This is a genomic window from Leptospira kanakyensis, assembly GCF_004769235.1.
GTDB lineage: Bacteria > Spirochaetota > Leptospiria > Leptospirales > Leptospiraceae > Leptospira_A > Leptospira_A kanakyensis.
In genome coordinates this window covers 132,250-145,806 of sequence record NZ_RQFG01000005.1, presented here as the reverse complement: position 1 = coordinate 145,806, position 13,557 = coordinate 132,250, and the positions used below count along the sequence as shown (strand labels likewise).

Genomic DNA, 13,557 nt, shown 5'->3' with positions numbered 1-13,557 from the left:
GAAGTCAGACCGGAACGATTCAATTAAAAATCGTCATCGTTACGAATTGAAGATTGTAGGATTTTTTCCAATCGTTTGATTGCATCGTTATAACTCGACTTTTCTTCAATCCTTTGCCTTAAATAATCATCAATTTGCGATTTTTTATCAATTGCCATATCTACTTTTTCATCTGCACCGCGAACATAGGCATTCAGTAAAATGATATCTTCTGAGTTTTTGTATTTGGAGATAAGTTCCCGAACAATGGAGGATCGCATATAATGGTCTTCATTCACAATCTTTTGCATGAGTCGTGATAAAGAAGCCGGAACATCGATGGCTGGGTAGTGGCTCTGTTCAGCCAATTTTCTTGTGAGTACAATATGTCCGTCAATAAACCCTCGGACTTTATCGGCAACGATATCATCCATATCATCTTCGGCATCGGTTAGAACGGTATAAAATCCTGTAATGGAACCACCGTTATGTGAAGTTCCTGCCCTCTCTACAAGTTTTGCCATTTTTGTAAACACACTGGATGCATACCCTTTGGTCACAACTGGTTCGCCAATGGAAAGTTCTCTAAGTGCTTCTGCATAACGAGTGAGAGAGTCCATATACAAATTGACAGACATTCCTTTTTCACGAAAGTATTCGGCTGCCGAACAAGCTAAGTTCGCACAACTCACTTGTTCCATTTTGGATGAGTCAGAAGTTGCCACAAAAACAACTGATTTTGCGAGCGCTTCCTTTCCAAGTTCTACATGCAAAAATTCATTCACCTCGCGACCCCTTTCTCCAATTAGAGCCACCACGTTCACATCAGCGTTCGTATAACGAGCGATCATTCCGAGTAAACTTGATTTACCGACACCCGAACCAGAAAAAATTCCAATCCTTTGTCCACGGCCCACAGTGAGCATACCATCAATGGCACGAACACCTGTTTCTAATATTTCTGAGATGGGAGGACGATCCAGTGGATTTAAAAATCTAGGTTCTGAAGCCCTTTCTTCTTTGGTAATGAGAATTCCTTTGCTATCGATGGGTTTGCCAAGACCGTTTAACACGCGTCCTAAAAGTTCAGGTCCTGCGTTGAGGGTGACTTGTCTTCCGGAAGAAAAAACAAAGGCATGGGGAAATATCTCTTGAGTGTCACCTAGCGGCATTAAGGTGTAAAGATGGTCTTTGAAACCAACAAGGACACAAGCCAAGTATCCTTTGTCCGAACCACGTTCGACTTCTAAAATTTCACCCACCTTGGAATCCGGTGGACCTTGGGAATAAATGACATTGCCCACCACGGATACAACGACCCCACTTTTACGAATGGGTTCAATTTTTTCGACGACATTCAGATATTTCGAAATGGCATCAATATGTTCCGTAAATTTCTTTTCGATCATGGGGGCTTTTCACTCATCCAATCATGTGACATAATTAAATCAAGCGAATTGAGGATGGGAAATAGGTAAGAAAGGCACCCCATTCCTAACCAATAGAAATGGGAGCCAAACGAGGAAGAGAAAAACTATGAGTTTAGCGACAGAGTTTGATTTGATCGATATTGGAGATTTGTCGCGGGGCTGGTAATTTTTTACCGAGAACCACATTTCCACCTTCGCCGAGGCTTGCCGATTCGTAGGCCCATTTCCCAAAGTTTGTGGAAACGGTAAAACAATCAGGAAAGGACTTGGTTTCTTGGATTTCTGCTCCAGCCCAAACTAAAATTCTGTCTGGGGTTCTGAGATAGAGTTTTTTCCCATCTTCGGCCCAGCGAATTCCATAAAGGGGGAGAGCCGTCCAAAAATTGATGGGAAAACTTTGGATTTTTTTATCAGAAATTTGGATGAGGTTGAGTTCAAATTCAGAAAATTCACCTTCTGCTGTTGGGTTTGCGGTGATGAGTGCCACCAAGTTACCGTTAGGGGAAGGAGCCATCTGGAAAATGATTCTTTTTTCAGGAGTGGCCGGATAAGAAAAAGCTCCTCCTGTTTCTGGATATAAGGATAATGTTTGGTTCAGAGTTCCATACTCATCATCTTTCCCATATAACACAAATAAAGTGGATGAACCTGTGTGATAAAAAATTCCATCACCCAGTGACCAAGAAGGGAGATCCCATTCTTTGATGGATTTGCCACCTGTTGGCGCATTTTTGATGAGTTTGATTTTACTTTGATAATTACGTTTGTCTGTAGTTCCGTTTAAGGGATTCCAAGAATCTTTTTCTTCATATCCTACAGTGAGAACCAAGTTGAAATTGGGATCATTTGTAGGAGAAACTTCTTCTGGCAATTGTGTTTGGCGCCAAATCATTTGAGAACATCCGATTAGGGTTAAAGCTAAAACAGCGAGGAGGGACTTCATGACAAAGAGGATAGAAGGGAGGAAGGGTCTGTAAACAAAAAAGGGGACCAAAGTCCCCTCTTAGTTAGAAAAATGCAGATAAAGGTTTATTTTCCTTTTTTAGCTTTTGCTTTTTCTTTGTTTTTTTGGTCAATTTCTGCTCTGTGTGTGTCACAAAGTCTGTAAAGGATTCCTGTAACAGGATTTTTACGAGTGACTTTTGTTCCGCAAACGATGCAAAGACCTTGTGCTCTTCTTCTTTTGTAGAGTTGTTGTACTCTTTCTGCACCAGAAGCCTTGTATTTAGAGATTTGAATTCTGAATCCTTTGAAAAGGTAATTTCCAATGGATTTTTCAGGGTCTTTTTTCAAATCCTCTGCAATTTTGTCGATTTGTCCTGGGCCTACTTTTTGTGGTTCCATAGCTTTCTTTTTCCTTTAAATCTAGATTTTATCTTTTTTTGACGAGGGAAATTCCCTTGCTCTAACAAGGGTATCTCTCTCCTCACTGAAAAATTCAAGATATTTTTTCACCGAATAACAATTTTTTGATGTTTTGCGGTGTTTTTTTTTCTAAAACGATTGATAGGTGATTGTTATTGTTTTTTGAATTTGATTTGAATTGCTTTTGGAAAACTTGGGCAAGATTCTACACAAAGCCCACATCCAGTACAAGAGGATGTATTAAAAATCGGCAAATTTCCTTTAAATTTGACTGTTTTTTCTATGGGGCAAGTAACTAAACATACATTACAAGTGGATTCACCGGTTTTTTCGTTGATACAATGTTCTGTGATGGCTTTCGCCTTACCGAAATTTGGTTTTTCACCGGACAATTCGTACGGTAAGAGAGCCTCCTCAGGACAAACACTAATACACGGCCAATCAGTGCACATATGGCAGGCTTTTGCATTGGGATCAAAATGAGGAAAGTTTTTTCCCGATTCTTGTACTGTAACAGGGAATAAGACGGCATAAGGACAAGCAAAAATACACTCATTACATCCTGTACAAAGAGAAAAAAAATTAGGGGAGGCACCAGGAGGAAGTGATAAGGTTTGAAACATCCTGGTTTTACGTTTCCGGACAGATGTTGGATTTAATACCGACTTTTCTTTGTCAGATGGTCTTTTTTCTTTCTTTTTAGATTTTGGTTTTGGTTTTTTTTCCTCTTCCCATACTTCTTTTATGGCTTCGGTAAGTTCATCCGCCTTGTTAAAGGTAAATTGAAAGACGGATTTGAAACCCTCTCGGAAAAGATCCTTTCGTTTCATCGAATCACTAATCAGAGACTCTTTCGATTTGAGCTCCCAAGGAACGGAGACGGGTATCAATCGATTCAAAACCTCTATCAATCTGAACAATGTTATGAATTTCGCTTTGTCCTTCCGCACAAAGAGCGGCGATGATCATGGCCATCCCAGCGCGAATGTCGGGGCTTGCCACCCTTTGTCCATACAATCGATTGGCACCAATCACAATGGCTCTATGCGGATCACAGAGAATGATTTGAGCACCCATCGCGATGATGTTATCCACAAAGAATAACCTGGATTCGAATAGTTTTTCGTGGATGAGGACTGTTCCTTTGCACTGCGTTGCTGTGACAAGGGCGACAGAAGTCATATCGGCCGGAAATCCAGGCCAAGGGGCATCGTCAATTTTTGGTGTGGCACCATGGTAATCGGGGATGATTTCCATCTTTTGGTCGGATGGAACAAGGATTCCATTTTCTGTGGGTCTGACTTCAATCCCTAAACGAGAATAGACCATTCGGATCATACGAATGTCTTCTGGATTGACATCGGTGATGTGGATTTCTCCACCTGTAACCGCGGCAAGGCTGATAAAAGACCCAATTTCTAAATAATCAGAACCAATTCGATGTTTGAGACCTTCGGGTGGAGAGGAAAGTTTACTCACACCTGTAATGGTTAGGTGGTTTGTTCCCACTCCTTCAATTTTAGCTCCCGCAGCGATTAAAAAACGACAAAGTCCTTGGACATGGGGTTCGGAGGCAGCGTTACGAATCGTTGTTAGGCCCTCTGCGTAAACCGCAGCCATCACAGCATTTTCTGTAGCAGTGACAGATGCCTCATCCAGTAAAATGTCTTTTCCCACCAAACGATCAGCTGTGATCATATATCCATCTGGGAAAACTTCAATTTTGGCACCAAGTGCCTCTAAGGCAAGTAAGTGGGTGTCCATACGACGGCGCCCAATTTTGTCCCCACCTGGTTTGGGTAGGAAAACTCTCCCTGTGCGCGCAAGGATGGGACCTGCTAGTGTCACAGCACCACGGAGCTGAGAACAAAGTTCATAGGGAAGATCCGATTTCACTGGATTTTTTTTCTGAAAGAGGTATGATCCTTTTGTGTCTGTGGCAGTGATTTCCACGCCAATATGGCGTAGAACTTCCATCAGTTTGAGGACGTCAGCAATTTCCGGAAGGTTTTCCAGAATGACATCTCCTTCCCAAAGGAGGAGGGCACCAAGAAGGGGAAGTGCTTCGTTTTTATTTCCTTGGGGAACTACAGTCCCGTGGAGAGGATTTTTGCCGATAATTTTGAAGTAGGAGGAGCTCACCTTGCTTCCATTCACCACGATACGGATATGAGGAAAAGTAAATTATGAATTTTATAGCACAAGTCGTTTGGATTTTTCCAAAATTTGATCCGATCTACCTCTTTTACATCTTTCTTATGGGTGTTGCTGCCTTTGTTTACGTGAAGGTGATGAACTACTTGCAGAATAAACAAACCAGTGTGGTGAACCATTGGGTTGAGTTTCAGAGATATGCCTCTGCTAGGAAATGCAACCAACTCGAACTCAACATCCTCCACTCGTTTTATGATCATCTAAACGATGATGAACGCGAAATTTATCTTTTGCCTGAAAACAGAAACAAACTAAAAAACGCACTCTATCGGTATTTTTTAAAATCCAACGCCAACACAACGGAAAGAGAAGTGGATCTTTTTGATAAACTTTTCCGTTCGGGAGTTGAGTTCAAAAAAGAAATCCTCTCTTTGAATGATCTGACTGTGGGTGAGGTTGCGGCTCTCGAAGCAGATGGCAGAGAAGAGTTAACTTATGTGATGCAAAAAACAACAGATGAACTCCTTTTATCCATCAAAGGACTTTCCAAGGATTTACTGGTTCCCGGCAAAGAAGCAAAACTCTATGTGTTTCGACCCAGTAGCGGCGGTTATTTGTTAGAGGGTAGTATGACTCGCACCAATGAAAGTGGTGTGATCTTTCATTTTAATGGAAAAATTGAAAGGAAGGGTGAGTCCCATTTGATGTTAACCGAAAAGTTATCCATCACTGTAGCACCTTGGCCTCCACCCGATGAAAAAAAACAAGTTTTGGAATTGGATAAAAACAAACTCCTTCTCACAGAAGAAAACATTGATAAACAATTGGAAGTTTTGAAACGGATTGCCAAGGACCAAAAAGAACATAACGAAAAACGGTTTGAAATCAAAGACAATCCAAAACCTTTTATCACTCTTTCGGAAAGATTGTCGGATCGAGGGATTTTGTTTACTTTTCCTGTAGAAATTTCACCTGAAATTTGGAAACAACAAGACCTTTGGGAAGTGAGTTTTGGATTTGAAAATGGCCCTAATTTTAATATTAGGGCAAAGATGATGCCCACCAAACAAAAGTCAGATTTGTATCTCCTTCGTTATGTGGATGCGGATGAAACTGTGCGGAAAACTTTGTATGAAGAAATCCGCAAACGTGGTGGTATCAGAGAAGTTTTAACGTAAAAAAAACTATAACCTTTCAGGGAAGGCACCTTTGGAAGGTGTCTTTGACCCTTTGGGTAATAAAATTAAATCTACTTTTGGAATTTCTTTCCCTGAAGTGAGTTTTTCACCAAATGCTTCCCAAGATCCTTGGGTTAAAGAAAAAGATAACAAATACTGTAAGTTAGGAAGTTCCGGAAGTTTCACAAACGGAGTTCCGCCGTGTAAGATGATAAACTTTTTTGTCGGATTTTTTTTGGCGAGGGCAGCTATGGAAAGAATTTCGTTTTCGGAAGTAGAATCAAAAAGATAAGTTGTGATGGTTTTGTCTTTTGTTTGGGACTGGAAGGATTTGAAAGCTAGCGAGTTAATCTTTTTTGTTTTCAGAGTTTCTTTCAAACGATTGTTTTTCACAAAGGATATAGTTTCGGACGGTAGAATCCCTGAAGTTTGCACGGATTTTGGATAGGCGCGAATGGAGTCTTCGTTGATTTCTTTTACAAAGTTTTTGGATTCGTTTAACTTAGCATATCTTTGGTTTCTTTCCAAATTCCAATTGGTGAGGAATTCTTTTTGTTTTTGGTTTTCCTCATATACTTTGGGAAGGATGGAGTTTTCATCATAAAGCCCAAGTTCTAGTTTTTTACGAATTTGTTTTTGTACGGCTTCTTTGAGTTTGTCATGTTCGTTCCCTTCTTTGTCTACATAACGAAACTCTCCGCTTTTATAAGCTTCACTCAGTTGGGCTTTGAACTTTCTTGCTGTTTCTCCCCAACTTGTCAGAAGGACAATGTTGGCTCCAGCAAGGATAGTAAGAACACCAGGTCGGTCTTTTTCATAATTTTTAGAAATGGCATGCATTTCCATCGCATCTGTGATGATGATACCATCAAAATTTAGCCCTTTTCGTAAAACATCCGTTAGTATGGTTTTGGAAAGTGTGGCTGGAAACTGGGGATCAATTTTGGGATACATGATGTGGGCTGACATCACTGCCTCGGCGCCACCGGCAATGGAACGTTTGAAAGGAACCAGTTCCAATGTTTCTAACTCCTCCAAACTTTTGTTAATGATGGGAAGTCCGAGGTGGCTATCCACTGTGGTATCCCCATGTCCTGGAAAATGTTTGATGACAGGAAGGCATCCGCCGACACGAGCTCCTTTTTCATAAGCCACAGCTACATCAGAAACTCGTTTGGAATCAGAACCAAACGAACGTGTGTTGATGACGGGATTTAAAGGATTGTTATTGATATCAAGAACGGGCGCAAAAAGAAAATTGAGACCAAGGCTACGAAGTTCATAGGATGTGACAAATCCAACAGTTTCTCCCCATTCCGTATTTCCTGTTTGGCCGACTGCCATAGCACCTGGATAGTGCGTGATTCCGTCTTGGACTCGGAAAACTCGGCCTCCTTCTTGGTCTGTGGAAATAAAAAATGGTGCGAGGCCCTTATCTTTTGCGGCAATCTGTAAGTCACGAGTGAGAGAAAGAATCTCTTCTTTTTTGCCTAGATTCTTTCCAAAGAGAATGATTCCCCCTGGTTTTGTGGCTGCGATTTCTTCCAAAGCGATGGGATCCACTGTCTTTTGTGGGATGGCAATGTGGATGGTTTGGCCTACAAGTTCTTCTTCTGACATTGTGTTTGTGATGGCCCAGGCTTTTGTTTCCAACCAAGTTTTGCGTTCGTTGGCAGCAAGTTCTGTCAGATAAAATCCAAAACAATATGAGGAGCCAAAAAATCCGAAAAGAAGGAAGAGGGAAAAGGATGTGCGAAGTAGAACTTTGTTCATAAGCTATGATGGTACGTTCTACGGACGGCTTTTCCGAGACAACCAAGAAAAATATCTGCATTCTATGAGAATCCAACGTCTGAGTTTCTGTGGATGATTTTTATAAAAACCTAAAACCAAGTTCTAATTTTAAAAATCTCTTTGATGGTGTGATGCCAACAAAAGTTCCCGATGATTGGTTCATTCTGATTACGGACATAGTTGGATCCACAAAAGCAATTGAAGAAGGTAGATACAAAGATGTGAATACAGCCGGTGGACTGACCGCCATTGCCGTTGCCAATGTGTATGGGCATATGGATTTTCCATTTGTGTTTGGCGGAGATGGGGTTACTTTTTTACTTCCTGTCAATTTATTGTTTCCCATTCGTTCCGCAATTGCTGATACCATCTCACAAGTTAAGGTTGCCTTTGGATTGGAAATGCGTGCAGGCATTGTTCCTGTCCAAGAGTTGTACCGCGCGGGAACGGAATTATTCTTAAGTAAGTTTCGAGCTTCGGAACACTATGTCCAATGTTCACTCTTTGGGGAAGCATTGCCATTGGCTGAATCATGGATCAAAGAAGGAAAAGATGAATCTTACTTAGTTCGAGAAAATGAAAAGATCTTACCTGCGGATTTTACTGGATTTACTTGCCGGTGGCAAGACGTTCCGAGTGAAAGAGGTGAGATTGTTTCTCTCATTGTAAAACCCATTCACAAAGATTTTGAAGTTTGTAAAAAAACGATCACACGTGTGCTTAATTTCATTCGTTCCGAATATGGCGAAGAGGGCGATTACCATCCGTTACGTGTGAACAACATTGAACTTGATTCGGGTCCTTATTTACGCAATGAAGCCCTGGCTCGTGTCGGTAAATCGAGTGGTTTTAAATACTATTTAACTCTTGCTCAAATTTGGATCGAAAGAACGACCATGGCTTTTGCTATGCGGTTTGGAATTCCTCTTAAGTCCGGTCACTACTCACTGGACAAACTGAAAGATTACCAAGTTCTTTCTGCTGACTTTCGTAAGTATGATGGAACACTAAAGATGGTGATTGACGGATCGCAGGAACATAGAGAAGGACTTGTTTCTTTTTTGAACCAATTGGAAACGGAGGATCTGATCCGTTATGGGATTTTTGTTTCTAACAGGTCGCTTATGACCTGTGTCTTAAAAGTAGCATCGTCCGAAGAAGTGCATTTTGTCGATGGAGCTGATGGCGGTTTTGCGATGGCCGCCAAGTTACTTAAGGAAAAGTTAAAGTTGCTTTAGTTTTTGTAGAAAGAGTGAAAAAGAGTCGTTAACTTATACGTATAAATTGAGTAGATATATACTTATGCAAAGGTTTGTAAATGAATACGAAACTAACACTTTCCATTGATGACAAAATCATCAAACATGCAAAGGAGTTTGCAAAACAAAGAAATAAAAGCCTTTCTAGGTTAGTTGAAGATTATTTGGATGGACTTTCAAGTAACAACGATCCGCTGAAAGCCAAGGATATTCCTCCTATTACTCGAAAGCTTGCTGGTGTTTTGAAAGGGAACCCGGATGTGGATATCCGAAAGGAAATTGCATCCCACCTTGAAAATAAATACAAATGAAAACGCATGTGTGTTTAGATTCTGACGTAATCATTGATATTATTTCTGTCGATGAAAAGATTATTGATTTAGCATTGAACTCTTCAGTGAAAGATTTTGAAGACTCGGTTCAGTTTTTTGCTGCTAAATCAAAGAAAGTAAAATACATCATCACCCAAAATAAAAAAGATTACCCTTCCTCTGAAATCATAGTCATCAGCCCAAAGGAATTTCTTAATTGAATCAAAACCCTGAAGTCGTGAAGTTTTGATTCAATTGGTAATTTCGATTTCTACTGCTCAACACAGATTAATTTTTTTGATCCTGTACATACAGCTTCTTGACTTGTGATTGCATTAGCCGTTGCCATAGTCCATGTTTGCCCATAAAGATAACTAGTCGGGTTAGACGGACAGTTTTGATAAGTAAATCCATGGCAGTTGTGTCGGTAAGTTAAGCCATCGCCACCGCAAGCTGGAGTACTCGCTTGAGTCGCCGGTGCGAGAGTATTAGTCATCCCTGTCCAATACTGATCTCCAATAGTAGAAAGTTCTCTAGGAAGATTTGTTGGGTCAAATCCTGCTGATACGTCCGCAACAAATAAAGAAGAATGCTCATCACTGCAGTTCGTATAACCAGAACTATTGCAACGATAGTAATGATATCCTGCAGTTAATACCCAATTGGTTCCATTGGTGATACGATTATTTACCTCTGAAGGTGAACCAGCACTATTACTTACGATTAAAGCTTTGAAGGTTCCCCCAGTCACACCACCTGGCCTATTATTATTGCAAGTTTGATCTGCTCCAAACACCCCTTGAGCGGTCATTTCACCAGGAGTAGTCACTGTACTTACGAAGATCCTTTTCCCTAAAGGTTCATCGTCTCGATTCGTAATTGTTTGGTTGGATAAAGTTGCCGCTCCACTCGAATACACTCCGTCCGTATTGGCATTTTTAGTAAGGTTGACTGTATAATCTTGGGAACCATCTGAAAAACTATCATCAGCCCCAAGGATGGTGACAGTTTGTTTCTTTGATGAATTCTTACATTTGGTATCTCCAGCATCGTTATCATCCACGCGGCTCAATGGTGGAAAGGTAAGTGTGTTGGTAGAGAGTGTACCGCATTCTCCAAAAGCAGCGGTTCCTGCCCCATAGGTTGCGCAGGCAACGCTGACAGTAATGGTCTCTGTATTTTGAGCTCCCAAACAAACGTCTATGGTTGCAGTGTCAGCACCAGTGGAAGAACCTTCTTTAGTCGAACCTGATTTAGTTACATAGAAATAGGCTTCATTGTCCGTAGTTGTGGCATAGATATCGATTGGATTGTATGCAACTGCACCAGTAGACAAAGCAGTGGTTACATCCCAATTAATAGAACCATCTACTTCGTTGTCATCAATATGAGTCAGAAGGATCCGGTTCGTTCCCCCTGATTCCATAAAATTATAATTTGCGCTACTGACTGTTACGTTAACAGGAACTGTTCCTTCACTCGTATCCGTACTTGTAAGACCAACCGTCACATCGGAACCTGGATTGGATTGTGTAACCATCCAAATATGGGTGGTAGCACCTTCGACGGCTGTTAAACGACCGCCCGAAGTTCCTAAAGGAGAGCCGGAAAAATTACAAGGTTGTAATAAATGAGTCCCATCGTTATCGCAAGAACGTACTGTAAAAGTGGGTTCTGTCACTGTTGTGTTATAAGTGGAGTCAGAAGAAGATGCTACGAAGGAAATCGTATAATCCGCATTACCAGAGTTTGCTGAATCGGACTTACCTTCTACTTGGAAAGTTTGGTAATTATTCCAATTTGTTGAAGTGAAGGTGAGTGTTGGGGTAAGGATGGTACATTTATTTCCACAATTGGAAGAAAATGTAAGGGTTACATTGTTCGTAGGCTTGGTTCTTAGTTTTAACTGGAAGTTTGAATATTTCGTTCCAAACTGATTACTTTCATCAGTTGCAAACTGGCTGACTGAGCCTCCGGATGTCCCAGTACTTCCCGTTGTAGAATCGAACCTCATATAAGCATATCCAGGTACACTTTGGTCTCGATTGTAAACCACGACGTTTCTTGGTTTGATTCCATTGTATTCGGAGTCAGAACTCGAAGTTCTCCCAACTTCAACCGTATAAACTTTGACTCCATCAATTTCTAAATCATCCACCGCATCCACTCTTACCAATTGCGGAGTGGCAAAGTTAGTGGTAGTGAATGTTAAAGTTTTTGGGCTAGCACTTCCTTCTCGGTTGTTTGCGTTCACTGAATCATATGTATCATTGATCGGAATGGTTACATTTGAAGTTGGAGCAGTGCGTAATCTAATTTGAAAAGTTCCATAAGTCACAGAAGCAGATGGACTTGGCTCTTCCATCACATCAGAAATATTGGATACACGAACTCCCGGTGCTTCATCATCATCCAATGATACAGAAATATCGCAAGCATCCTTGCCGGAATAGGTTCCCGATGATTCTTTGCCTGTTCCGTCTTTTTGAACCATTGTTCCTAACGCGACAGTCATGGGGTTTACAAGTGGACTTCTCACCGCATCTTGTACGACAGTGAACTTAAAACACTGTCTTTCTGTTACCCCATTCCCAGTGAATGTAAGTTTAGTCGGAATCGCAACTTCTGCCCCTGGAAAGGATTTTACGGAAGTGATCCGCGAACCATAGTTAGATGTGACAGCAACCGGAATTTCGACAGACCCGCTAAATGGTGAGTTAGGATAGATACAAGTTTCGAAAGTACTGTAACCCCATAGTTGAGCTCCACCCAAATTCAGCCCAGAATCGTTAGATGCATTGAAAGTCGCAGTTGTATCTCCGTCTTCTTCCAAATACACCGCCTTCGTTGTGATCGTCACATCCGAGGAACAAGCAACAGTCGCTTCGTTTCCAAACAAACGATCAAACCTTTCGCTGACACCAAAAAGGAAAGTATCCCCTGCGGAAACCTGACCGCTACAATTGGAGACAAAAAATAGAGATAAGATTAGAACCAAAAGAAAGGATTTGATGTGTTGGGAATAGTTCATAAATAATTTCATACTTCCAATGGTAGGATGATCCAATTGTTTCGGGTTATCGGATGGGGGCAACGAAAAACCAATATATACAAGGTTTTGAATGGTTCTTAATGTATGTGTTAGATGGTGGTGAAAAATAAGGCAATTTGTAGCGGAATCCAAGAAGGGCTTTTAGTGGGAAGTCCCAATGTTTGTGTCAATAATATGAAATCGTAAGTAGGGACATTATAAATGGTGTTAAATTCAAATTCTGTAATTTATCAATTGATTTTAGCAGTTGATTCTCAAGATAAGGACTGTTGGCCTTATGCGTAAAAGAATATACTCATCATTACTGATCCATTCCACCTTCCTTCTGTTAACTTTAACAAATTGTAACACTATTGTTAAACCAGAATGGAAAGAGTCCGTTGCCTTCCAAAAGTTTTGTGGCTGTGTTACTCCTAAAGAGGAGAAATCCGGCGACTATTTGGGGAGTTTACCAGAAGGTTCTTTGGATAAACTGGGAACTTCTGAATATTTGGAGAAATTGTATAAAGGTCTTCGCAGTGATTTTGAACACTCCGGAACTCCATTTGAAGAAGTAGGAGGAAGTCTTGTTGGAAAAGGCGTCGAACTCAAACGTATTGAAGATGATGAAAAAAGGTTACGAGAACTTTTAATTGTGATCGATGGGGACGTAGCTTTCCCATCTGGAAAATCAACTCTCACTCCAAAAGCAAAAGAACTCATCGCCAAAGTTGGGGACGCTATGGAAGCATACCCTGAAACCAATTGTCGAATTGGTGGACACACGGATAGCGTGGGTGCATTCTCAATGAACCTTAAGTTAAGTAAGGAACGTTCTCAATCCGTAAAACTAGAATTAAAACTAATTCATAGAATTGTTGAAGAACGTTTTAAGGAAGTGGATGGTTTCGCTGATTTACACAAAATAGTAGATACAATGCTTGCGGAAAAGAAAAACCGTAGAACAGAAGTTTACGTCGGGACGGTTCGCATTGTATATTAATTTCTGGAACCGTTTTTTTACCGGCTTACACTCAATTGTATTTTTGTTTTTCC

The 13,557-nt window shown here is 40.9% G+C and carries 12 protein-coding genes; 5 read left to right on the top strand and 7 right to left on the bottom strand.

Going from position 1 to position 13,557, the window contains the following annotated elements:
- Nucleotides 1–23: 23 nt before the first annotated feature.
- The 5 genes from EHQ16_RS01280 to murA form a co-directional block, all read right to left on the bottom strand.
- Nucleotides 24–1,388 (bottom strand): FliI/YscN family ATPase, encoded by a 1,365-nt coding sequence (locus tag EHQ16_RS01280; protein ID WP_135637082.1) that lies wholly within the window; start codon nucleotides 1,386–1,388, stop codon nucleotides 24–26.
- Between the two features lie 133 nt (nucleotides 1,389–1,521).
- Entirely contained in the window at nucleotides 1,522–2,301 is a 780-nt protein-coding gene (locus EHQ16_RS01275) for a hypothetical protein (RefSeq protein ID WP_135637083.1), read from the bottom strand.
- Nucleotides 2,302–2,438: 137 nt separating this feature from the next.
- Nucleotides 2,439–2,753: an LIC10235 family protein gene (locus EHQ16_RS01270; protein WP_002973161.1), complete on the bottom strand. Its 315-nt coding sequence runs from the start codon at nucleotides 2,751–2,753 to the stop codon at nucleotides 2,439–2,441.
- A 173-nt stretch (nucleotides 2,754–2,926) separates the two neighbouring features.
- Nucleotides 2,927–3,604: a 4Fe-4S dicluster domain-containing protein gene (locus EHQ16_RS01265; protein ID WP_135637362.1), complete on the bottom strand. Its 678-nt coding sequence runs from the start codon at nucleotides 3,602–3,604 to the stop codon at nucleotides 2,927–2,929.
- A 7-nt stretch (nucleotides 3,605–3,611) separates the two neighbouring features.
- A complete protein-coding gene (murA, locus tag EHQ16_RS01260; protein ID WP_135637085.1) occupies nucleotides 3,612–4,916 on the bottom strand; it encodes a UDP-N-acetylglucosamine 1-carboxyvinyltransferase in 1,305 nt (434 codons plus the stop codon).
- A gap of 44 nt (nucleotides 4,917–4,960) precedes the next feature.
- Between murA and EHQ16_RS01255 the strand changes: the two genes are divergently transcribed.
- A complete protein-coding gene (locus EHQ16_RS01255) occupies nucleotides 4,961–6,106 on the top strand; it encodes a hypothetical protein (RefSeq protein ID WP_135637087.1) in 1,146 nt (381 codons plus the stop codon).
- A gap of 6 nt (nucleotides 6,107–6,112) precedes the next feature.
- Here the strand turns inward: EHQ16_RS01255 and EHQ16_RS01250 are convergent, their stop codons facing one another.
- Complete coding sequence (locus EHQ16_RS01250; RefSeq protein ID WP_135637089.1) at nucleotides 6,113–7,879, bottom strand: glycoside hydrolase family 3 protein; 1,767 nt, start codon at nucleotides 7,877–7,879, stop codon at nucleotides 6,113–6,115.
- Between the two features lie 89 nt (nucleotides 7,880–7,968).
- Here EHQ16_RS01250 and EHQ16_RS01245 point away from each other — a divergent pair, with 89 nt between their 5' ends.
- The 3 genes from EHQ16_RS01245 to EHQ16_RS01235 all read left to right on the top strand — a co-directional run bounded on the left by EHQ16_RS01245 (nucleotide 7,969) and on the right by EHQ16_RS01235 (nucleotide 9,691).
- Complete coding sequence (locus EHQ16_RS01245) at nucleotides 7,969–9,138, top strand: DUF3095 domain-containing protein (RefSeq protein ID WP_135637091.1); 1,170 nt, start codon at nucleotides 7,969–7,971, stop codon at nucleotides 9,136–9,138.
- Between the two features lie 80 nt (nucleotides 9,139–9,218).
- On the top strand, nucleotides 9,219–9,470 hold the full coding sequence (locus tag EHQ16_RS01240; protein WP_135637093.1) for a DUF6364 family protein: 252 nt from the start codon (nucleotides 9,219–9,221) through the stop codon (nucleotides 9,468–9,470).
- Nucleotides 9,467–9,691 (top strand): PIN domain-containing protein, encoded by a 225-nt coding sequence (locus tag EHQ16_RS01235; protein ID WP_244241871.1) that lies wholly within the window; start codon nucleotides 9,467–9,469, stop codon nucleotides 9,689–9,691. The genes EHQ16_RS01240 and EHQ16_RS01235 overlap by 4 nt, the downstream gene beginning before the upstream one ends.
- A gap of 50 nt (nucleotides 9,692–9,741) precedes the next feature.
- On the opposite strand, the gene EHQ16_RS01230 is transcribed toward EHQ16_RS01235, so the two are convergent.
- A complete protein-coding gene (locus tag EHQ16_RS01230; RefSeq protein WP_135637364.1) occupies nucleotides 9,742–12,501 on the bottom strand; it encodes a hypothetical protein in 2,760 nt (919 codons plus the stop codon).
- Between the two features lie 298 nt (nucleotides 12,502–12,799).
- Here EHQ16_RS01230 and EHQ16_RS01225 point away from each other — a divergent pair, with 298 nt between their 5' ends.
- Nucleotides 12,800–13,504 (top strand): OmpA family protein, encoded by a 705-nt coding sequence (locus EHQ16_RS01225; protein WP_135637095.1) that lies wholly within the window; start codon nucleotides 12,800–12,802, stop codon nucleotides 13,502–13,504.
- Nucleotides 13,505–13,557: the final 53 nt, after the last annotated feature.

Coding starts and splice junctions, on each gene's coding strand:
- EHQ16_RS01280 (WP_135637082.1), bottom strand. CDS start 1,388: ATGATCGAAAAGAAATTTACGGAACATATTGATGCCATTTCGAAATAT.
- EHQ16_RS01275 (WP_135637083.1), bottom strand. CDS start 2,301: ATGATTTGGCGCCAAACACAATTGCCAGAAGAAGTTTCTCCTACAAAT.
- EHQ16_RS01270 (WP_002973161.1), bottom strand. CDS start 2,753: ATGGAACCACAAAAAGTAGGCCCAGGACAAATCGACAAAATTGCAGAG.
- EHQ16_RS01265 (WP_135637362.1), bottom strand. CDS start 3,604: ATGAAACGAAAGGATCTTTTCCGAGAGGGTTTCAAATCCGTCTTTCAA.
- EHQ16_RS01255 (WP_135637087.1), top strand. CDS start 4,961: ATGAATTTTATAGCACAAGTCGTTTGGATTTTTCCAAAATTTGATCCG.
- EHQ16_RS01250 (WP_135637089.1), bottom strand. CDS start 7,879: ATGAACAAAGTTCTACTTCGCACATCCTTTTCCCTCTTCCTTCTTTTC.
- EHQ16_RS01240 (WP_135637093.1), top strand. CDS start 9,219: ATGAATACGAAACTAACACTTTCCATTGATGACAAAATCATCAAACAT.
- EHQ16_RS01235 (WP_244241871.1), top strand. CDS start 9,467: ATGAAAACGCATGTGTGTTTAGATTCTGACGTAATCATTGATATTATT.
- EHQ16_RS01230 (WP_135637364.1), bottom strand. CDS start 12,501: ATGAACTATTCCCAACACATCAAATCCTTTCTTTTGGTTCTAATCTTA.
- EHQ16_RS01225 (WP_135637095.1), top strand. CDS start 12,800: ATGCGTAAAAGAATATACTCATCATTACTGATCCATTCCACCTTCCTT.